Here is a 22438-nt window from a genome sequence, read left to right on the forward strand (position 1 = left end):
GGCCGGGGCCCAGCATCGGGCCGCTCGCAACCGGGTCCCGGCCTCCGCCGGGGTAGAAGCTAGGCTAAGTCACCATGTTCCTCGGCATCGATATCGGCACCTCGGGCGTAAAGGCCGTCGTCCTCGACACGCACGGCGCGGTCGTCGCACAGGGCACCGCAGCGCTCACCGTCCAGCGCCCGCACGCGCTCTGGTCCGAACAGGACCCGGACGACTGGTGGGCCGCGACCACCGCCGCAGTGCAGGCGATCGACCCCGCCGTTCGCCGCGCGGTCCGCGGCGTCGGCCTCGCCGGTCAGATGCACGGCGCGACCTTGCTCGGCGCGGACGACAAGCCCCTGCGCCCCGCGATCCTTTGGAACGACGGCCGCAGCGAGGCCGAATGCGCCGAGCTGGAGGCCGCCGAACCCGCGTTCCACACGCTCGGCGGCAACCTCGTCATGCCCGGCTTCACCGCACCCAAGCTCGCCTGGGTGCGCCGGCACGAGCCGGAAACCTTCGCGAAGATCCGCACCGTCCTGCTCCCCAAGGACCATGTCCGCCTGCGCATGACCGGCGACAAGGCGTCCGACCTGTCCGACAGCGCAGGCACGCTCTGGCTCGACGTCGCCGGCCGCCGCTGGAGCGACCGGCTCCTCGCCGCCACCGGCCTGACCACCGAGCAGATGCCCCGCCTCGTCGAGGGCACCGAGATCACCGGCCGGCTGCGTGCCGAGGTCGCCGAACTCTGGGGCATGGGCGAAGTTCCCGTCGCGGGCGGCGGCGGCGACAATGCCGCGGGCGCGGTCGGCGTCGGCGTGGTGCAGGACGGCGACGCGTTGCTCTCGCTCGGCACCTCGGGCGTCATCTTCGTCGCGACCGACGCGTTTCGCCCCAATGTCGCGGGCGCGGTCCATGCCTTCTGCCACGCGCTGCCCGGCCTGTGGCACCAGATGGCGGTCCACCTGTCCGCCGCATCGTGCATCGACTGGGTCGCGCGCCTCACCGGCGCGGCCGGTGCAGCCGACCTGTTCGCGCGCGCCGAGGCAGCCGGCCCCGGCAATGGCCCGGAGATTTTCCTTCCCTATCTCTCGGGTGAGCGCACTCCGCACAACGACGCGCAGGTTCGCGCCGGCTTCCTGCATCTCGACAACGACACCACCCCCGAGCGCCTCGCGCAGGCGGTGCTCGAGGGCGTCGCCTTCGCGCTTGCCGACGGCGTCGATGCGCTGCGCGACGCGGGCACGACGGTCGACCGCCTGTCGGTGATCGGCGGCGGTGCGCGCTCGCGTTACTGGGGCCAGACGCTCGCCGCCGCGCTCGGTGCGGAGCTCGTCTATCTCCACGGCGGCGAGGTCGGCCCCGCGCTCGGCGCCGCGCGCCTCGCGCAGCTCGCGGTCGACGGCGGCACCCCGGCCGAGGTGTGCGTCGCCCCCCCGGTCGCGCACGTCGTCACGCCCGACGCCGCGCTGGTCGACCGTCTCGCTCCCAAGCGCGCCGCCTTCCGCGCCGCCTATCCCAAGATCACGCCACACACTCGCTCAGCAGGAAACGCATGATGGCCAACGACTTCTTCGCCGACATTCCCACGATCCAGTTCGAGGGTCCCGAAACCACGAACGAACTCGCCTACCGCTATTACGACAAGACCCGCGTCGTTCTCGGCAAGACGATGGAGGAGCACCTCCGCTTCGCCGCATGCTTCTGGCACACCTTCTGCTGGCCGGGCAGCGACGTGTTCGGCGGCGGCACCTTCAACCGCCCGTGGCACGCCGGCGCCAACGACAGCGCCGCCGCCGCGACCAAGCGCGAGGTCGCGTTCGACTTCTTCACGAAGCTCGACATCCCCTATTACTGCTTCCACGACGTCGACGTGATGGCCGACGCCACCAGCGTCGCCGAGCATCGCAAGTATTTCGCGGAGGCCGTCGATCATCTCGAAAAGCTCCAGGCGTCGTCGGGCCGCAAGCTGCTGTGGGGCACCGCCAACGCGTTCAGCCACCCGCGCTTCGCTGCCGGCGCCGCGACCAACCCCGATCCCGAGGTCTATGCCTTCGCCGCGATGCAGGTCCGCGACGCGCTCGAGGCGACGCATCGTCTCGGCGGCGCGAACTACGTCCTGTGGGGCGGTCGCGAGGGTTACGAGACGCTCCAGAACACCGACATGAAGCGCGAACTCGACAATTTCGGCCGCTTCCTGAGCCTCGTCGTCGAGCACAAGCACAAGATCGGCTTCGACGGCACGATCCTGATCGAGCCGAAGCCGCACGAGCCGACCAAGCATCAGTATGATTTCGACACCGCCACGGTGTACGGCTTCCTCAAGACGTACGGCCTCGAGAACGACGTGAAGGTCAACATCGAGGCGAACCACGCGACGCTGGCGGGCCACACCTTCGAACACGAGATCGCCACCGCCGGTGCGCTCGGCCTCTTCGGGTCGATCGACGCCAATCGCGGCGATCACCAGAATGGCTGGGACACCGATCAATTCCCCAACTCGGTCGAGGAGCTGACGCTGGCGGTGCTGGAGATCGTCCGCGCGGGCGGCTTCACCACCGGCGGGTTCAACTTCGACGCCAAGGTCCGTCGCCAGTCGATGGACGCGGTCGACCTGTTCCACGGCCATGTCGGCGGGATCGACGTCGTCGCCAAGGGCCTGCTCAACGCCGCCGCGCTGATCGAGGACGGCCGCCTCGATGCGATCAAGGCAGAGCGCTATGCGGGCTGGGATGCGGCGCTCGGCCAGCAGATCGGCGGCCTCGACCTCGCCGGCATCGCCGACCTCGCCGTCGAGAAGGCGTTCGATCCCAAGCCGCGTTCGGGCCGCCAGGAGCGGATCGAGAACATCGTCAACCGCTTCATCTGACCTCCCCCCTTCGCGGTCCGCTCTCCCGATGCAAGTCGGCGTGCACGGGCCGCGAAGGGGCGCCTTCCGCGGTAGGCCCCGGGTCGATAGAGCGCATCCGCTGGCAGCGCCGTCAGCAATCAGAGGGGCATGGCCTTGCGCCGGACACTGACCGCCATCGCGACGATCGCCGCGTTCCAGACGCTTGCCGCCGATGCCGCCGACCGCCGCTGGATCGCGACCTGGGGCTCGGCGCAGATGGTGCCTGAGGACAAGAACGCGCTGCCGCCCGCGCTCGCCCGCGACGTCACGCTTCGCCAGGTCGTCCGCGTCTCCGCAGGCAGCAGGCGCCTGCGCATCCGCCTCAGCAACGCTTTCGGCAAGACCCCGCTCGTCGTCGACGCCGCCACCGTCGCGCGTGCGACCGCCCCCGCCGCGATCGCCGACCCCCGCCCGCTTCGCTTCGCCGGCCGCCCGACCGTCAGCATCCCCGCCGGCGAGGAGCGCTGGTCCGATCCCGTCGACCTCGCGATCGATTCGCGTGCCGACGTCGCGGTCACGCTCCATCTCCCAGATGCCCCCACGCCCCAGACCAGCCATCCCGGTGCCCGCGCACGCAGCTTCGTCCTCACCGGCAACCACGTCGCCGCGCCCGATCTCGCCGCCTCCACCGTCGTCGAGCACTGGTATCAGATCGCCGACATCGACGTGGAAGCCGCACCCGGCGGCGCCGCGATCGTCGCGATCGGCGATTCGATCACCGATGGCTATGGCGTCCCCCCCGACACCAACGCGCGCTGGCCGGACGTCCTTGCGCAGCGCCTCGCCGCGGATCCCGCTACCCGCGCGCTTGGCATCGTGAACGCCGGGATCGGGGGCAATCGTATCCTGCGCGACGGCCTCGGCCCCAGCCTCGTCACCCGGTTCGAGCGCGACGTGCTGTTACGCAGCGGCGTCCGCCACGTCGTCCTGCTCGAGGGCATCAACGATCTCGGCGTCTTCACCCGCGAGAGCGCGCAGCCTCGCGCAGCGCATGCCGCGCTCGTCGCCGACATCCTGGCCGCCTACCGTACGCTCGTCGCAAGGGCGCACGCGAAGGGAATCCGCGTCACCGGCGGCACGATCATGCCCTTCGGCGGCAACGACTATTACCATCCCGGCCCGGAAACCGAAGCCGACCGACAGGCGATAAACGCCTTCATCCGCGCGCCCGGAAACTTCGATTCGGTGATCGATTTCGATGCGCTCATGCGCGATCCCGCCCACCCCGATCGCCTCGCGCCCGCGTATGATTCGGGCGACCATCTCCACCCCTCGCTCGCCGGCTATCGCGCGATGGGCGAGGCAGTGCCACTGACGCTGTTCGCCGCGCACGCCGCTACCGCACCGCCCGCAAAGCCGCTGCTGGCGCTTACCTTCGACGATCTCCCCGCGCACGGCCCCCTGCCGACGGGCACCACGCGCCTCGCCATAGTCGACAGGACGATCGCCGCGCTGAAGGCGGAGAATTCCCCCGCGACCGGCTTCGTCAACGGCGGGTTCGGCGCGGACGATCCGACCTCGCCGCAGGTCCTTGCCCATTGGCGCACGGCAGGCCTGCCCGTCGGCAACCACAGTTTCTCCCACGCCGGACTGGACACGCTTGGTACGCAGGCGTTCGCCGCCGACGTCGCGAAGAACGAAGCGACGCTCGCCCCGCTGACCGCGCCTGGCACCGCGCGCTGGTTCCGCTATCCCTTCCTCGCCGAGGGCCGCGATGCCGCAACGCGCGACACCGTCCGCGCCATGCTGGCCACCAACCGCTACAAGGTCGCCGCGGTCACCATGTCGTTCGGCGACTATGCGTGGAATGCCCCCTATGCCCGCTGCATGGCGAAGGGCGACACGGTCGCGATCGCCGGCCTCGAACGCAGCTATCTCGACGCCGCGCGCGTAGAGGCCACGCGGATGCGCGCGCTCTCGCGGGCGCTCTATGGTCGCGACATCCCCTATGTCCTCCTGATGCACCTGGGCGCGTTCGACGCCCGGATGCTCCCGCGCCTGCTCGCGCAATATCGCGACATGGGCTTCGCGTTCACCACGCTCGACGCCGCCCAGCGCGACCCGTTCTATGCGCGTGCAACCGACCTGACGACGCCCGGCCCCTCCCCGACCCTGCCCGCCGCCGCACGCGCCCGGGGTATGGCGGTGCCTCCCGGCGCGCCGCTGCCGACTGGCGACATCTGCAAATAGGCGCACCCGTCCGTGCTGGAGCAGGCCGAAGCAACGCCCTTCTCCCAAAACGTCCAGATAAAGCTCGGAACGCAAAAAAAGGCCGGCCCTTCCAAAGGAAGAGCCGGCCGACAGGTGTACCTCGGGGACGAGGAACCTTAGAACTTGGCGCGAATCCCGGCGAGATACTGCCGGCCCGGATAATAGACCGAGTACGCCGCATTGTCGTAACCGAAGGTGGTGCGGATCGGCTCGTTCGTGATGTTCAGCACGTCGAGCGTCAGGCGGAGCGCATTGTTCAGGAACGGCAGCTGATAGCCTGCCGAAAGGTCGAACTGCCCACGCGCATCGGCGCGCAGCGGCACGTTGACGTTGTTCTGCGGCGCGTTCGCCGCGATCGACTTGTCGTTCCACACATAGTTCAGGCTCAGCGAGAGGCCGTAGCCCTCATAGAAGCCCTGCACGTTATAGCTGTACGGCGAGATGCCGGTCGCCACGAGCCCGCTCTCGGACTTCTGCGTGATGTGCGTGCCGTTGGCTGAGAAGCCCAGCCCCTTCACGACGAAGTCGAGCGGCTGCACCCAGGTCGCCTCGACGCCCTGCACCAGCAGCTGGTTCAGGTTCACCGGCTGCGTCACCACGATCAGCGCCGCGTTCGGCCCGCCGCGCAGGTTCAGCGCCTGCTGCTGCGTGGTCGTCAGCGTCGAGAAGTCGATGCCCAGCGACGTGAACGGCACCGTGTTCTGGATGTTCGCGGTGAAGCCGTCGATGTTCTTGCGGAAATACGACACGCCGACATAGCCGATCCCGCCGGTGTAATATTCACCGCCCAGGTCCAGGTTCTCCGAGGTGTACGGCTTCAGGTTCGGATTGCCGGCGGTGGCCACCTGTGCGCCCTGGTCCGAGAAGGTCAGCCCCGGCAGCAGCGAGCCCGCATCGGCACGCGTCATGCTGATCGAGACGGCGGCACGGATCTTCAGCCGGTTTGCGAGGTCGTACGAGAAGTTGGCCGACGGCAGCACCTTTTCGTAGCTCGAATCGAGCACCACATCGGTCAGCCCCGCCGCGACCTGCACCGGTCCTGCCACGCGCTGGTCGGTGTGGACGTAGCGCACGCCCGCATTCGCGCGCAGCTCGCGCCCGAAGATCTCGGTCGTGCCGTTGCCCTCGGCATAGAAGCCATAGGTCTTCTCGAGGATGTCGCCCGTCGTCCCGCCGGTCACCGATCCGCGTGCCTCGGGCGCGCTGTCCAGGAACGACTGGTAGTTGGTCGCCTGCTGCAGCGCTGCCAGTCGCGTCGAGATGATGCTGGTGTAACCCACGTTCGCGCCGGACAGCTTGCCCATGTCGGTCACGTTCAGACGCTGGAGATACTGCGCCAGCTGCGTGTTCGGTACGCTGCCCGTCAGCCCGTCGCACGTCGCGCCGCACACCGCGGTCTGGTACGCGGTCGAGTTGTCGAATGCGCGCACGTTGCGCAGCGCGCTGTCATAGGCCGCGCCGAACTTGAGGTTGTTCAGCTTGTCGCCCAGCGTCGCGTCGATATGCGCGCCCTTGGTCTCGGTTTCGCGGCGCACGCTCTGGACGTTCAGGCGATACCATTTCCATCCGGCATTGGGATCGCCCAGATCGATGTTGGAGGTGATGATCGGCTGCGGGTTGCCGACGGTATTGTCAAAGAATGCGTTGACCCCGGTCTCGCGCGTCGACTGCACCAGGAAGCTGGGCTGCTCGCGGAAGAAGGTGCTCTTGCCGTAATTGGCCTGCGCCTCGACCTTGAAGGTCTCGCTCGGCTGCCAGGTCAGGCTGGGGTTCAGGTTGTAGAACTCGGTCGTCTGGCGGAAGATGCTCTCCTCCAGGAAGAACACCGAGTTCGCGAACGTGCCCTTGGTGACGACGTTGTTCGAATCGACCGTCAGGCCGATCGGCACCATCCCGCCCGTCGCGGTCGGCGCGGTCCCCGGGCCCGAGTTGCGGACGTACCAGTTCATGTTCGACTTGACGTAGTCGCGCTTGGACTTGGCGTAGATCCCGTCGAACGCGAAGCTCAGCTTGTCGCTCGGCCGGAACTCGAGCGACAGCAGGCCCGAATAACGCGAGCGGGTGCCCTGTGTCACGTTGTTGCGGCCCAGACGCGGGATCAGCGCGGTGCCGACCTGCGCGGTCGTCAGCCCGGACGTCGCCGCCAGGTTCACCGGTGCGCCCGCAACCAGCCCGAAGCCGGTGTTGCGCGGCACGACACTGGCATAGGCGAAGCCGTTACCGCCCGGATCGCCCGCGCCCAGGTTGCCGTCGGTCCAGCCCACCGTCTCGAACCCGTCGATCCGCGTCTTCTGGTCGACGCCCTGCAAGCCGACGAGGATGCCGAACTTGTCCCAGGTCTTGCTCATCACCAGCGCGCCGCGCGGGCCGAACCGGTTGTTGCTGTCGGTATACTGGCCCTGCCCGACGACGGTGACGTGGGTGCCGGGGTTGTCGAACGGGCGCGCGTTGCGCAGGTTCACGGTGCCCGCGATCCCGCCTTCCAGCGTCGACGCGACCGGCGACTTCAGCACGTCCAGCCGGGTGAACAGCTCCGACGGGAAGAAGTCGAGATCGACCTCGCGGTTGCCGCCGCCATTGCCGTTGGTGCCGCCGTCGGATGCGATCGCGATCTGCGTGTTGTTGAGCAGCACCTTCGAGAAACTGGGGCCAAGGCCGCGAATCGCGACCTGAACGCCCTCGCCGCTGATGTCGCGGTTCAGCTTCACGCCGGGGATGCGGTTCAGCGTTTCCGCCAGGTTGGTCGCGGGCAGCTTGCCGATGTCCTCGGCGAAGATGGAGTCGCCGAACGCGACCGAATCGCGCTTGGCGTTGGTCGCGCTCTGGAGCGAGCCGCGGATGCCGGTGACGACGATATCGGCGTCGCCGACCCCGCCGGCCGCGTCATTCGCGTTCCCCGGCACGGTCGAGGGCGCCTCCTGCGGCGTCGCGCTCGTGTCGGGCTGCGCGGTGGTGCCGGTGATGCCGCCCTGCGCGGGCGAAACCTGTCCGGTCGCGGGCGTGGTCTGTGCGGATGCGGTCGCGGCGGTGACGAGGCCGAGTCCGGTTGCGCCCATCAGGGCGACGCGAGTCCAGCGGGTACGTGCGAAAGCCATTTTGATCCCCTCCTCCAGTGCAAGGCGCCCGCTTCTCTCGGCAGGCAGCCGACGCGCATGATAGCGCTATCAACCGAGAACTACTTGTCTGAGTTTTGATCGTCAAGGGCATTGTCAGCGATGTCAGACGGGGTGTGACAATCGTGTCACGCCGATCAGCGATAGCGGTACAGCTTTACGCGCTGGATCTGCCACGCGCCGGCGGGCAACCGGATGTGCCGCCCCTGATGCGTCTGGTCGCCGTTGAGCAGCCGCCCCGGCACCCATCGCCCGGCCGGGTCGAACTCCCCCTCATACGCGCTGTCGATTCCGGCAAGCGGCGGGCCGTCGCCCTTGCCCGCGAAGGTCACCGTGGTTCCCTGCCCCGCGATCAGATACTCCTCCGGCCCGATCTGGACGATCATCCCGCCATAGCCTGCGGTCTCGGGCGTCGCGGTGGGCCGCTGGATGTCGCTGTACGCCACGGTGAAGCGATAGTCGCCGATGTCGCGCACCTGCGGCTCGTACACCACCGTCTCGTCGTACAGCTGGCGCGGCTTGAACCCCGCCATCCGGTCGCTGCCCTGCGCCGCCAGGATGTGCGGCGCCATCTGCGACAGCACCGCATAGGCCTCGCCCAGCTTGCCGGGCTTGTCGTCGACCGAATCGATCGAGAACGGTCCGAAGCCCAGCGCATCGAGTTCGCCGAACGCATAGAAGGCGTTGGCCGGCACCGTCGGGTTGTCCGCGTTGTTCGCCTCGGGGATGAACAGCAGGTTGTCGCTGCGCTTGTAGCGGTTCACCAGATCGACATAGTTCGGAAAATAGATGTCTGGTGCCAGGAAGTCGATCGTCGGCGCGCCCGCCTTCCACACGTCGATCAGGTGTGGCAGCGGCCCCCCGCTCGGATATTCGCCCGGCGCGCGGCCGGGGCGGTTGAGCGCGACGTTGACGTACATCGGCATCGGATACGCCGCTTTGCCCGCCGCGGTCAGGTCGTTCGCGAACCGCGCATAATGCCACGCGGTGAACACCTCCGCGGAAGCGTCGCCGGGGCCGAACAGATCCTCCCACGTGCCCGCCGTCTTCGCGCCGCGCGCCACCCACATCCGCTGCATCTCGGGCACCAGGTCGGCCTTGTGCGCGGTGAGGTACGACACCAGTTCGGCGGGCACCGGCTGGCGGAACGCCGCCGTCGCCGCGGGGCTGTAGTCGCGCGCGACCGGCAGCATGCCGATCTCGTTCTCCACCTGCATCATCACGACGGTGTTCTGCGCGTCGTCGATGGCCTTGATGTGCGCCATCAGCGCCGCATAGGCGCGCTGGTCCGCCTTCAGCGTGTCCCCGCCGAAGGTCGACAGGATCTCCACCGATTGCCCGTTCGGCGTCTGCGCGCGCGGGAACCGCGCCTGGTCCCGTTTCACCCACGCCGGCACATAGGTCGACATCGAGTTCTTCCACGCGCCGAACCACAGGATCACGATCTTCAGATCGTTCGCCCGCGCCGCCCGGATCATGCTGTCGACCGACGACCAGTCGAATCGCCCCTCCTCGGGTTCGATCAGTTCCCACGCCACCGGCGCCAGCACCGTGTTCAGGTGCATCGCGCGCAGCTTCGCCCAGTGCGGGGCCATGTAGGTCGCGCTCGACGCAGCCGAGTTGCTCAGCTCGCCCGCGATCAGCAGCATCGGCCTGCCGTTGACGATCAGCTGCGTCGCGTCGCCCTGCCGGCGCAACGACGGCGCATCGGCAAGCGCGGCGCTGGCGGTTCCCAGAAGCGCCATGGCGGCGATGGTCTTGCGGATCATGAATTGCATCCTCGTTCGAAAGTCACGAAAATCGTCGCCTTGAGACCCCGTTCGCGCTCCGCCTGTCGAAGCGCCATACGGTCCGCACAGGCGGGGGGATCGGCGGCCACGAGAGGCATCGACGTCACCGGCACGTCGCCAGCGCCGCGCGAGCGCCGCCTTGCTCCAGCACCGTCAGATGCCGCGTCAGCACCGCGGCAAACCCCGTATCCGCCGCCAGCGCGGGCGGCACGATCGCCGCGATCGCCAGCATCGCCGTAACCGTGTCCGCCGGGTCGTCGCGAACGGCCGCCGCGGTCACCGCCGCCAGCGGATCGTCGACCGCGAACGTCGCGCCCGCATCGTCGCGCCCGCCCTGCCACCGGATCCACGCCGCCACCGCCAGCGCCAGCGCCTCGACCTCCAGCCCCTTCGCGCGGCGCTCCGCGATCGGTGCGAGCAGTCGCTGCGGCAGCTTCTGGGACCCGTCCATCGCGATCTGCCGCGTCCGGTGCTGGAGCGCGGAGTTCGCGAACCGCGCCATCAACTCCTCGCGATACGCCGGCACGTCGAGCCCAGCGGGCGGATCGAGCGTCGCCGCCGCCTCGTCCCACAGCGCCGCGACGAACGCGCGCCCCTCGGGCAGCGCGACGACGTCGTGCACGAAGTCCAGTCCCGCCAGTCCGCCCAGATACGCGATCCCCGAATGCGCGCCGTTCAGCAGCCGCAGCTTGGCGTCCTCCCATGGCGCGACCGCGTCGGTCAGCTGTACGCCCAGCCTCGCGAAGTCCGGCCGCGCACCCGCGAACGAATCCTCGATCACCCATTGCAGGAACGGCTCGGCCTTCACCATCGCCCGGTCCTCGACGCCCAGCCGCGCGGCCAGCGCCGCGATGTCCGCGTCGGTCGTCGCCGGCACGATCCGGTCGACCATCGTCTGCGGAAAAGCACAGGCTTCGGCGATCCAGTCGCGCAATCCCGCGTCGTGCGCACCCGCCATCGCCAGCACCGACGCACGCAGCAATGCACCATTGTGCGGCAGATTGTCGCACGAGATCACGCTCAGCCCGCCAAGCCCCGCCGCGCGGCGCTTCGCCAGCCCCGCCGCGAGGAACCCCGGCGCGGTCCGCGGGGCCTCCAGCGACGCCAGATCCGCCGTCACGTCGGCATCGTCGCCGTGAAGCCGTCCGGTGGCGCGGTCGAGCTTGTAGCCCTTCTCGGTGATCGTCAGCGTCACCAGATGCGCGTCCGGCGACGCGATCGCGTCCACCACCGCCGCCGGGTCCTCGGGCGCGACCAGCACGCGCTGGACCGCGCCGATCACCTGCAAGCGCTCCTCCGCGCCCTCGCGCACGACGAGTGTGTACAATCCGTCCTGCGGCGCCATCTGGTCGCGCACGCCCGCCGATCGCAGCGACACGCCGGTGATGCCCCAGCGCAGGTCCCCCGCCGCCAGCGCCGCCTCGAACACCGCTGCCTGATGCGCCCGATGGAACGCGCCGATCCCCAGATGGACCACGCCACCCGTCACCTGCGCACGGTCGTAATCCGGCCGCGCCACCTCGACAGGCAGCGTCGCGAGCGTGGCGTCCGACAGCCTCCCCATCGCGTTCACAGCTTGTACGCCGCCTTGACGAGGCCATAGGTCAGCGCGTGCGCCACCTCGTGCGCCTCGTCCTCTTCCATCCGGTGTTCCGCGACCAGCCGGGCGAGGAAGCCGCAGTCCATCCGCCGCGCGACGTCGTGCCGCGCCGGGATCGACAGGAACGCCCGCGTGTCGTCGTTGAACCCGACGGTGTTGTAGAACCCGCCCGTCTCGGTCGCCGCCTCGCGGAACCGGCGCATCCCTTCCGGGCTGTCGTGGAACCACCAGGGCGGGCCCAGCCGCAGCACCGGATAATGCCCCGCCAGCGGCGCCAGCTCGCGGCTGTAGACATCCTCGTCGAGCGTGAAGAGGATCAGCGTCAGCCGGGTGTCGTTCCCATACCGGTCGAGCAGCGGCTTGAGCGCGCGGACATATTCGGTCTGCGTCGGGATGTCGGCGCCCTTGTCGTTGCCGAAGCGCGCCTTCACCTGCGCGTTGTGCCCGCGGCTCGCGCCCGGATGCAGCTGCATCACCATGCCGTCGTCGATGCTCATCCGCGCCATCTCGGTCAGCATCTGCGCGCGGAACAGCTCCGCGTCCGCCGCGCCGGGTTGCCCCAGTACACGCGCATACAGCGCCTCCGCATCGGCGGGCGCCAGGTCCGCGGTCGCCGCGGTCGGATGGCCGTGATCGGTCGAGGTCGCGCCCGCCGCGCGGAACCGCGCGCGGTGGAACACATGCGCGCGCAGATAGCCCGCGAAGGTCGACACGTCCTCCCCCGCACTCGCCCCGAACGCACGGACATTGTCCGCGAACCCCGGCGTGTCGGGATCGACGACCGGATCGGGGCGATAGGCGGTGACGACGCGCCCGCCCCACCCACTCTCGCGGATCGCCTTGTGGTGGACCAGCGGGTCGAGCGGGCTCTCCGTGGTCGCGATCAGTTCGATCCCGAACCGCTCGAACAGCGCACGCGGGCGGAACGCGTCGGTCTTCAGCGCCGCGTCGATCGTGTCGTAATAATGATCCGCCGTCGCGCTCTCCAGCCGAACGTCCAGCTTGAACGCCTTCTCGAACACCCAGTCGAGCCACATCCGCGACGGCGTGCCGCGGAACAGGTGATAGTTGTCCGCGAACGTCCGCCAGATCTTGCGCGGATCCTGCTCTACCGGCGCGCCGTCGATCGTCGGCACGCCCAGCGTCTCGAGCGGCACGCCCTGCGAATAGAGCATGCGGAACACGTAATGGTCGGGGACGATCAGCAGGTTCGCCGGGTCGCTGAACGGCTGGTCGTACGCGAACCACGCCGGATCGGTGTGCCCGTGCGGGCTGACGATCGGTAGATCGCGGATCTCGAAATACAGCGCGCGCGCGATGTCGCGGGTGCGGTGGTCTGCCGGCAACAGGCGGTCGGCGTGGAGGCGAAGCGGCTTGCTCATGGCGTGGTCTGTATCCGGACTTGCGCATAGCGCGGATTGATGAGGTGGGTGACGAGGAGTGCGATCAGATACGCGAGCCCGCACGCGATGAAGAAGGGGCGATAGCTGCCCACGGTATCGAGCAGCCAGCCGAGCGACTTGGACGCGATGAAGCCCCCCGCCGCGCCCGCGAACCCGCCCAGCCCGATCAGCGTCCCCTGCGCATAGCGCGGGAACAGGTCGCCGGGCAGCGCGAACAGGTTGGTCGAGAATCCCTGGTGCGCCGCACAGGCCAGCCCGATGAACAGCACCGCGATCCAGATGTTCGCCGCATTCGCCGCGAACATGACGGGCAGCGCGAACACGGCGCACGCGAACATCGCCCGCTTGCGCGCCGCACCCGGCGCCACGCCCCGCTTCAGCAGCTTCGACGAATACCACCCGCCCGCGATCGCGCCGAAATCCGCGAGGATATAGATCGCGACCAGCGGCGGACCGAAGCTCTTGAGGTCATAGCCATATTGCTTGCTGAAGAAGTCCGGCAGCCAGAACAGGAACGTCCACCACACCGGATCGATCAGGAACCGCCCCGCCATGTACGCCCAGGTCTGCCGGTGTCGCAGCACCTTCGCGAAACCCGCGCGGCCGCTGTCGTCCGCTGGCTCCGCCTCGATATAGGCGCGCTCCTCCACCGTCACCTTCGGGTGATCCGCTGGCGCGCGGTAGACACGGAACCACACCACCAGCCAGACGAGGTTGAGCAGCCCCGTCGCGATGAACGCCCAGCGCCAGTCGAGCAGCATCGTCGCCACAAGGAACGACACCAGCACCGGCGTCACGATCGCGCCGACGTTCGCGCCCGCGTTGAAGATCCCGATCGCCAGCGCGCGCTCGGTCTTGGGAAACCACTGCGACACCGCCGCCAGCGCAGACGGATAGGTCCCCGCCTCGCCCAGTGCGAGCGGGATGCGCGCGATCACGAACCCGCTCGTCGTCGTCGCGAACACCTGCGCGAAATGCCCGACGGTCCACGTCCCCATCGCGAGCAGGTATCCCTTGCGCGCGCCGATCCGGTCGATCAGCCACCCGAACGCAAGGAACCCGAAACCGTAGAAGACCTGGAAATACCCCGCGATATCCCCGTAACCGGTATTGCTCCATCCATAGAGCGCGGTCAGCTGCGGCTTGAGCACGCCCAGCACCAGCCGGTCGATGTACGACAGCACCACCGCCGCGAACAGCAGCCCGCAGATCACCCACCGGACGCGGCCGCGCGGCTTGGCCACCGCGACCGCGGCGGCGGCCGGAGCCTCGGCGGCTGCCGTCGTGAAGAGGCTCACCGGCTCACCCCTACCAGCTCACCAACGTACCGTCTTCCAGCCGGTTGACCGGCAGGAACGCCCGCTTGTAATCATATCCGGCGGCCAGATCCTCGTCGATCTCCACCCCCAGCCCCGGCGCGTCGCCCGGGTGCATCATCCCGTCCTCGAACCGATAGGCATGCGGGAACACCGCGTCGGTCTCGTCGGTGTGCGGCATATGCTCCTGCACCCCGAAATTGGGCACCGACAGGCCGAAGTGCAGCGCCGCCGCCATCGCCACCGGCGACAGGTCGGTCGCGCCATGGCAGCCGGTGCGGATCTGATACAGGTCCGCCAGCGCGGCGACACGGCGCAGGTGCGTGATCCCGCCCGCATGCACCACGGTCGCGCGGATATAGTCGATCAACTGGTTCTGGATCAGGTCCTTGCAGTCCCAGATCGAGTTGAACACCTCGCCCACCGCGATCGGTGTCGTGGTGTGCTGGCGGATCAGCCGGAACGCCTCCTGGTTTTCCGCCGGGGTCGGGTCCTCGATCCAGAAGAGATTGTACGGCTCGAGCGACTTGCCCAGCCGCCCCGCCTCGATCGGCGTCAGCCGGTGGTGGACGTCGTGGAGCAGGTGGACGTCCCACCCCAGCGCCTCGCGCGCCGCCTTGAACAGCTCGGGCACGACGCGCAGGTACTTCTCGGTCGACCACACCGCCTCGGTCGGCAGGTCGCCGTCCGCGGGTTCGTAGCGCGCGCCATGCTTGGCGACGCCGTAAGTGCTGGCCAGCCCCGGCACGCCGCATTGCAGCCGGATCGCCTTGTAGCCCTTGCGCTGTTCCGCCAGCGCGACCTCGATCGTGTCCTCGATCGTCGTGCCGTTGGCGTGGCAATAGACCATGCACGCCTCCCGGCTCGCCCCGCCCAGCAGCTGGTAGACCGGCAGCCCCGCGATCTTCCCCTTGATATCCCACAGCGCCATGTCGACCGCGGCGATCGCGGTCATCGTCACCGGCCCGCGCCGCCAGTACGCGCCCTTGTAGAGATACTGCCAGATATCTTCGATCCGGTGCGCGTCGCGCCCGATCAGGCACGGCACGACATGGTCCGCCAGATAGCTCGCCACCGAAAGCTCGCGCCCGTTGAGCGTCGCGTCGCCGACGCCGGTCGTGCCCCCCGAACTCCCATCGTCGCAGGTGATCTTGAGCGTGACGAAATTGCGCCCCGGCGACGTGATGATGACGCGCGCATCGACGATCTTCGGCATGATGACCTCAGGCGATTTCGAGAGTGACGGTCTTCAGGTCGCGGCTGTTGGCGCCTGCCATGATGTCGAACTGGCCGGGCTCGACCACTTCCTCCATCTCGAGGTTCCACAGCGCGAACGCGTCCGGCCCCAGCTCGAACGTCACGGTCCGGCGCTCGCCTGCCGCCAGCGTCACCCGCTCGAAGCCTTTCAGCGCCTTGATCGGCTGCGTCACCGACGCGACCTTGTCGTGGACATAGAGCTGGACGACCTCGTCCCCCGCCCGGTCGCCGACATTGGCGACATCGACCGAGACGGTCACGCGCCCCGCCACCCCGATCTTCGGCGCCGACAGCTGCGGCGCACCGACCTCGAACTTCGTGTAGCTGAGCCCGAACCCGAACGGGAACAGCGGGTCGGTGGTATCGAACAGATAGCCGCGCCGTGCCGAGGGCTTGGCGTCGTAGAACACCGGCAGCTGCCCGACATGCCGCGCCACCGTCACCGGCAGCTTGCCGCCCGGATTGACGTCGCCGAACAGCGCCTCCGCGATCGCGGTGCCGCCCTCCTGCCCCGCATACCAGCATTCCAGCATTGCATTAGCGCCCGCCGCCACGGTCGGCCACGACGGCGGCCGCCCGTTGATCGCGACCACCACGACCGGCTTGCCCGTCGCCTTCATCGCTTCAAACAGAGCATTCTGCTCGCCCAGCAGGTCCAGCGTCGTGCGGTCGCCCAGATGCCCCTTCGCATAGCCCTCGCGGCTGGTCTGCTCGGTATCGCCGATCGCCAGCAGGATCACGTCCGCGGTCTTCGCGACCTCGACCGCCTCGGCGATCAGCGCGCGGTTCTTCGCCGGGTCCGCCAGCAGCACCTCGTTCGCGGAGCGGTCCTCGCTTTGCGTGATGAACACGCCCTGTGCATGGACCACCGCCGCCTTGCCCTTCAACCGCGCGGTCACGCCTTCCAGCAGCGACACCGTCGTCTTCGGGATCGAGGAATAGCCGCCCAGCCGCGCCACCGCCGCGTTCGGCCCGATCACCGCCACCCGCCGGTGCGCGCCCGCCGACAAGGGCAGCGTCCCGTCGTTGGTCAGCAGCGTCACGCCTCTGCGCGCCGCCTCCAGCGCCAGCGCGCGCGCCTCCGCGTTCGCGGTCAGCTTCGCCGCCGCGCGCACATCGACCGGCCCCGCCTCGAACAGCCCCGCGCGAAACTTCATCGTCAGCATCCGCGCGCACGCGGCATCGACGTCTGCCAGCGCCACCGTGCCCGCGCGGACCTGGTCCGCCAGCGATCGATACGCCTTCCCGTCGGGCAGGTCGCTATCGACGCCCGCGCGCAGCGCCAGCCGCGCCGCGCCGTCCAGATCGGGCGCGACATGGTGCAGCGTCGCCAGCTCCTGGATCGCGGCATAGTCGCTCACGATCGCGCCGTCGAAATGCCATTCGCCGCGCAGCACGTCGTGGAGCAGCCAGCGGTTCGCGTGGCTCGGCACGCCGTCGATCTCGTTGTACGACGGCATCACCGCGCCGATCCCGGTCTTCGCCACCACCTTGCGGAACGGCGGGAAGAAGCGTTCGCGCAGCTCGCGCTCCGCGATCGGCGCGGGCGCGACATTCTCGCCGCTCTCGGGCTGGCCGTGCCCGGTCATGTGCTTCAGCGTCGCGAAGACCTTGCCCGGCGCCAGCGCCTTGCCCGGCCCCTGCAGCCCCAGCACGGAGGCGACCCCCATCTCGCCGCACAGATACGCGTCCTCGCCGAACGTCTCCTCGATCCGCCCCCAGCGCGGATCGCGCGCGATGTCGACCACGGGGCTCAGCGCCAGCACGGTGCCGTGCGCGCGCACCTCGCGCGCGATCACCGACTGCACGCGCTCGACCAGCCCGCGGTCGAAGCTGCCCGCCATCGCGATCGCCTGCGGAAAGCTCGTCGCCTCGGGCGCCATGTAGCCGTGGAGCGATTCCTCGTGGAACAGCACCGGTATCCCCAGCCGCGTGGTCCGCGCCCAGCCCTGCGCCGCGTTGACGAACGCGATCGTGTCCGCGGGCGCGCGCCACCGCCCGGTCACGTCGGCGCCGGTATTGTTCGCGGTCGCCGCCCCGCCGCGATCGGACGGGCGCGCGATCTGGCCGATGCCGTTGGGATAGGCACCGCTCGCCTTGGCGGGGTCGAACCGCCGCTCGGCGTCCATCACGTCCTTCTTGCTCGTCGACAGCGTGATGAGCTGCGCCACCTTTTCGTCCAGGGTCATGCGCGCCATCAGGTCGCGCACGCGCAGGTCGACGGGCGCGCGCGAATCCTTGTAGACCGGGGTCGCCGCCGCGGCGCGCGCAGTGACGGGCAGGAAGGCGAGCATGGAGGCCGATCCGCCCCAGCGCAGCAGGTCGCGACGCGTCGTCGTCCCGACTTTTCCTCTAGCGTTGGCCATGATCGCGCCTCTCCCGTGCAAATCCGCAACCGGACGCGACATTGCTGTTGATGTCGTCGCCGTGATACCGCTAACATGCACGGCACCGCAGCGGCTTGTCAATGCCGCGCGGCCAGCGCGACACGCCGCGCCCCGGGAGAGAATGATGAAAGTGACTACGCGTCTGCTGCTGGCCTGCACCACCCTCGCGGTTACCTGCGCCGCTCCCGCCTTCGCCGAGGACGGCTACGACCTATGGCTCCGCCCCGCCGCACCGCGCGCCGCCGCGCCCGAGGTTATCGTACGCGGCGCCTCCCCCACGCTCGCGATCGCCGCCGCCGAACTCCGCCGCGACCTGTCGGGCACCACGCTCCCGATCGTCCTCGCCACCGCGCGGGACGCCGGCGTCGCGGTCCCCACCGCCGCGCTCGGCGACGAAGGCTATGCGATCCGCACCGTCACGCTCGACGGCCGCCGCACCGTGCTCGTCAGCGCCAACACCGATCGCGGCGTCCTCTACGGCGCGTTCGCGCTGATCCGACACGTCGACACCGGCGGCACGCTCGACCGCACCGATCTCACCTCCGCGCCCAAGGTGCGCTTGCGCGTCCTCAACCACTGGGACAATCTCGATGGCGTCGTCGAGCGCGGCTATGCCGGCGCGTCGCTGTGGGACTGGTGGACGCTCCCCGACGTGAAGGACCCGCGCTACGCGGACTACGCGCGCGCCAATGCCTCGATCGGCATCAACGGAACCGTCCTCAATAACGTCAACGCCAAGGCCGATAGCCTGACGCCGCGCTACATCGCCAAGGCGGCTGCGCTCGCCGACGTGTTCCGCCCCTACGGCATCAAGGTCTATCTCTCCGCGCGCTTCTCCGCCCCGATCGAGATCGGCGGATTGAAGACCGCCGATCCGCTCGACCCCGAGGTCGCGGCCTGGTGGAAGGCGAAGGCCGACGAGATCTACCGTGCGATCCCCGATTTCGGCGGCTTCCTCGTCAAGGCCAACAGCGAGGGCCAGCCCGGCCCCCGCGACTACCACCGCACCCACGCCGATGGCGCCAACATGCTCGCCGCCGCGGTCAGGCCGCATGGCGGCATCGTGATGTGGCGCGCCTTCGTCTATGCGGACACCGATCCCGACGATCGCGCGAAACAGGCCTATAGCGAGTTCAAGCCGCTCGACGGCACGTTCGCGGACAACGTCATCGTCCAGGTCAAGAACGGCGCGATCGACTTCCAGCCGCGCGAGCCCTTCCACCCCCTGTTCGGCGCGATGCCCAAGACCCCGCTGATGATCGAGTTCCAGATCACCAAGGAATATCTCGGCTTCGCGACCCACCTCGCCTATCTCGGCACGCTCTTCGCCGAGACGCTCGATGCCGACACGTTCGCAAAGGGCAAGGGCTCAACCGTCGCGAAGGTCGTCGACGGCTCGCTCGAGGGCCACCGCCTCACCGGCATCGCGGGCGTCGCCAATATCGGCCGCGACCGCGACTGGGCGGGCTCGCCGTTCAACCAGGCCAACTGGTACGCGTTCGGCCGCCTCGCCTGGGATCCCGAGGCCGACCCGCAGGCGATCGCGCGCGAATGGGCCGCGCAGACCTTCGGCGCGGACCCCGCGATCGTCGACCCCGTCGTGCGGATGATGATGGGCTCGCGCGAAGCGGTGGTCGATTACATGACCCCGCTCGGCCTGGCGCACGTCATGGCGACCGGCCACCATTATGGCCCCGGCCCGTGGGTCGCGGACCTCAAGCGCCCCGAATGGAACCCGGTCTATTATCACCGCGCCGACAAGGCCGGCATCGGCTTCGACCGCACCAGGACCGGCAGCAACGCCATCGCGCAATACGCCCCACCCGTCGCGCGCACGTTCGCCGACCCGAAGCGCATCCCCGAACGCGATCTCCTCTGGTTCCAGCACGTCGCGTGGGACCGCAAGATGGCCTCGGGCCGCACGCTCTGGGCCGAGATGGTCCATGATTACGACGCGGGCGTCGCCTATGTCGCGGGCATGCGCGCGACCTGGGACGCGCTCAAGCCGCGCATCGATGCCGAACGCTGGACGAAGACCGCCGAAATGCTCGCCGTGCAGGAACGCGAGGCCCGCTGGTGGCGTGACGCCAGCCTCGCCTACTGGATGTCGGTCAACGGCCTGCCTCTGCCCGTCGGCGCCGCCGCGCCCGAGCACGACCTCGCCTGGTACAAGGCGCAGCGCTTCCCGTACGCGCCCGGCAACCCGCAATAGACCGATTACGCCTTGCCCCCACCTGACCTGTCATCCCGGCCTCCGCCGGGATGACGCGGTAGCGCCGATCGACATTCCGCCTTTTGCCGTTCGTCTCGAGTAGCCGTCGAGCGAAGTCGCGACGGCGTATCGAGCGGCGATGCCCGGCGGCCAAGTCTCTCGATACGGGCTCTCGACTTCGCTCGATCCCTACGCGAGACGAACGGGCAAGGGTAAAGCAGGTCGCTTTTGCTAAATGTCGATCGGCCCTGAGCGGTCAGCACCCCCGCCCTCCGGCCCACCGGATCGCCCCGTCGATCAGCCCAAGATGCAACGGCTCCGCATAACTCTCCGCCCGATGCCCCAGCGCGGAGAAGATCGCGCGCCCCTTGCCGACGCAGCGCGTCCACACGATCGGATGCACCGCCCCCATCCGCTGCTCCGCCGCCGGGCGGTACGTCGCCTCGTCGAGCGTCGCGAGGATGCGCGTCCCCGCCCCCGCCGGCACCTGGTCGAACGCATACCACTCCTCGACCCGCGACCACGCTTCGGGCAGTCCGCGCATCGCGGGGTGCGTGCGGTCGACCACCCGGATCGTCCCCTGCTGAAACTGCTCGGGCTTCGACGTGTGCCCGATGAACGTCACGCCCAGCAGCGCATCGCGATACCAGTTCCAGTCGTAATGATGGTCGCCCCCCGATCCATGGAGAAGGACGACCCCGCCCCCGCGCTCGATCCAGTCGCGGAACGCGGCGCGCTGGTCGGGCGCGAACACGTCGCCGCTGATGCTGTTGAGCACCACCACGCGGAATCGCGCCAGGTCGCGCGGGTTCATCACCGCGGCATTCTCGGTCGCGAACGCGTCGCGCCCCTGCGCGCGAACGATACGCTGCAACGCCGCGGTCGCCGCCGCGATCTGCGGCGAATCGCGATAGCCGTTGGTCTTCGACAGGATGAGCACCGCGCCGCGGCGCAGCCTCGGCAGCGTCGGCGCGACCCGGTCGATCACCGGCACGGGCCAGTAGAGCGGATTCTTCACATAAGGCGCGGGCGCCGGGGGCGGCTGCTGGGCCGGCGCGGACGCGGCCATCGCGAGTGCCGTCATCGCCATCATCAGCCGCATCGTCGCTCTCCCACCCTTGCCGTCGCCTGCGCGAGCGTTACCATCGCATAACACAGGGAAGGACCATCATGAAGGAACCCCGCGCTTCGCGCCGTCAGCGCAATGCGCCCACGATCAGCGACGTCGCGACGAAGGCGGGCGTCTCGCCGATGACGGTCTCGCGCGTCATCAACGGCGAAGGCAATGTCCGCGAGGAGACGCGCGATCTCGTCCGCGCGGCGATCGCCGCGCTCAACTACGCGCCCAGCGCCGCCGCGCGCGCGCTGGCGGGCGGCGAGGAGATCCGCATCGGCCTGCTCCACTCGAACCCCAGCTTCGCCTATCTCAGCGAGTTCCTCGTCGGCAGCCTCGACCAGGCCAGCCGCAGCAACGTCCAGCTGATCGTCGAGAAGTGCGACGATGCGGGTGTCGACGAAAGCGCGATCGAGCATCTGATCCGCGGCCGGATCGATGGCGTCGTCCTGCCGCCGCCGCTGTCCGATTCGCCCGCGATCCTCGCCGCGCTGGAAAAGCGCGGGATCCTGACCGTCGCGGTCGCGACCGGGCGCGCGCCGGACTGGGCGCTCGCGGTCAGCATCGACGATCGCCGCGCCGCCTACGACATGACGCGCCACCTGGGCGCACTGGGCCATCGCCGGATCGGCTTCATCACCGGCAACCCCAACCAGACCGCCAGCGCAGAACGCCTCGACGGCTATCGCGCCGCGCTCGCCGACCTGAAGCTGCCCGACGTCGCCGAACTGGTGGTGGAGGGGCTGTTCACCTACCGCTCGGGCCTCGACGCGGCGGACCAGCTGCTCGATCTCGACGAGCCGCCCACGGCGATCTTCGCGTCGAACGACGACATGGCCGCCGCCACCGTCGCGATCGCGCACCGCCGCGGGCTCGACGTGCCGGGGGACATCACCGTCTGCGGGTTCGACGATACCGCGCTCGCGACGACGATCTGGCCCGAGCTGACGACGATCCGCCAGCCCGTCACCGACATGTCGCGCACCGCGGTCGACCTGCTCGTCCGCGCGATCCGCGCCCGCAAGGCCGGGCGTACCGATGCGCCGCCGATCGTCCAGCACATGATCGCCGACTATACCCTGATCCGCCGCCAGTCCGACGCCGCCCCCCGGCAACGCCCGACCGCGCGGCGGGACCGGGTACAACGCTGAAACGTCCCTCCCGTA

Annotated in this window: 13 protein-coding genes; 5 read left to right on the forward strand and 8 right to left on the reverse strand. The window is 69.2% G+C overall.

Translation table 11 applies throughout. From position 1 onward, the window contains the following. The first annotated feature begins 74 nt into the window (after positions 1–74). From xylB to ACV7NO_RS12315, 3 genes are all read left to right on the forward strand, one after another. Positions 75–1538 (forward strand): xylulokinase, encoded by a 1464-nt coding sequence (gene xylB / locus ACV7NO_RS12305; protein ID WP_463406277.1) that lies wholly within the window; start codon positions 75–77, stop codon positions 1536–1538. Further along, positions 1538–2848: a xylose isomerase gene (gene xylA, locus ACV7NO_RS12310; RefSeq protein ID WP_463406278.1), complete on the forward strand. Its 1311-nt coding sequence runs from the start codon at positions 1538–1540 to the stop codon at positions 2846–2848. Before xylB ends, xylA begins: the two co-directional genes overlap by 1 nt. A 135-nt stretch (positions 2849–2983) precedes the next feature. Next, the gene (locus ACV7NO_RS12315) at positions 2984–5059 is read left to right on the forward strand and encodes a GDSL-type esterase/lipase family protein (protein ID WP_463406279.1); all 2076 of its coding nucleotides are present in this window, start codon (positions 2984–2986) and stop codon (positions 5057–5059) included. 137 nt (positions 5060–5196) lie between these two features. On the opposite strand, the gene ACV7NO_RS12320 is transcribed toward ACV7NO_RS12315, so the two are convergent. From ACV7NO_RS12320 to ACV7NO_RS12350, 7 genes are all read right to left on the reverse strand, one after another. Then, positions 5197–8175, reverse strand: coding sequence for a TonB-dependent receptor (locus ACV7NO_RS12320; protein ID WP_463406280.1), 2979 nt, complete (start codon positions 8173–8175; stop codon positions 5197–5199). Between the two features lie 155 nt (positions 8176–8330). Further along, complete coding sequence (locus tag ACV7NO_RS12325; protein WP_463406281.1) at positions 8331–9962, reverse strand: GH35 family beta-galactosidase; 1632 nt, start codon at positions 9960–9962, stop codon at positions 8331–8333. Between the two features lie 124 nt (positions 9963–10086). Then, a complete protein-coding gene (locus tag ACV7NO_RS12330) occupies positions 10087–11547 on the reverse strand; it encodes a mannitol dehydrogenase family protein (protein WP_463406282.1) in 1461 nt (486 codons plus the stop codon). A gap of 5 nt (positions 11548–11552) precedes the next feature. After that, complete coding sequence (uxaC, locus tag ACV7NO_RS12335; protein ID WP_463406283.1) at positions 11553–12965, reverse strand: glucuronate isomerase; 1413 nt, start codon at positions 12963–12965, stop codon at positions 11553–11555. Further along, on the reverse strand, positions 12962–14284 hold the full coding sequence (locus tag ACV7NO_RS12340; RefSeq protein ID WP_463406284.1) for an MFS transporter: 1323 nt from the start codon (positions 14282–14284) through the stop codon (positions 12962–12964). Before ACV7NO_RS12340 ends, uxaC begins: the two co-directional genes overlap by 4 nt. Positions 14285–14294: 10 nt before the next feature. Continuing rightward, a complete protein-coding gene (gene manD / locus ACV7NO_RS12345) occupies positions 14295–15518 on the reverse strand; it encodes a D-mannonate dehydratase ManD (RefSeq protein ID WP_463406285.1) in 1224 nt (407 codons plus the stop codon). 7 nt (positions 15519–15525) lie between these two features. Beyond that, complete coding sequence (locus ACV7NO_RS12350; RefSeq protein ID WP_463406286.1) at positions 15526–17925, reverse strand: glycoside hydrolase family 3 N-terminal domain-containing protein; 2400 nt, start codon at positions 17923–17925, stop codon at positions 15526–15528. A gap of 142 nt (positions 17926–18067) precedes the next feature. Here ACV7NO_RS12350 and ACV7NO_RS12355 point away from each other — a divergent pair, with 142 nt between their 5' ends. Beyond that, positions 18068–20158 carry an alpha-glucuronidase family glycosyl hydrolase gene (locus ACV7NO_RS12355; RefSeq protein WP_463406287.1) on the forward strand — a complete coding sequence of 697 codons (2091 nt, stop codon included), beginning with the start codon at positions 18068–18070 and terminating at the stop codon, positions 20156–20158. 256 nt (positions 20159–20414) lie between these two features. On the opposite strand, the gene ACV7NO_RS12360 is transcribed toward ACV7NO_RS12355, so the two are convergent. Next, complete coding sequence (locus ACV7NO_RS12360) at positions 20415–21260, reverse strand: ThuA domain-containing protein (protein WP_463406288.1); 846 nt, start codon at positions 21258–21260, stop codon at positions 20415–20417. A gap of 68 nt (positions 21261–21328) precedes the next feature. On the opposite strand from ACV7NO_RS12360, the gene ACV7NO_RS12365 reads away from it, so the two are divergent. Next, positions 21329–22423 (forward strand): LacI family DNA-binding transcriptional regulator, encoded by a 1095-nt coding sequence (locus tag ACV7NO_RS12365; protein WP_463406289.1) that lies wholly within the window; start codon positions 21329–21331, stop codon positions 22421–22423. Positions 22424–22438: the final 15 nt, after the last annotated feature.

The sequence above is a fragment of the Sphingomonas sp. Ell38C01 genome, assembly GCF_055231975.1.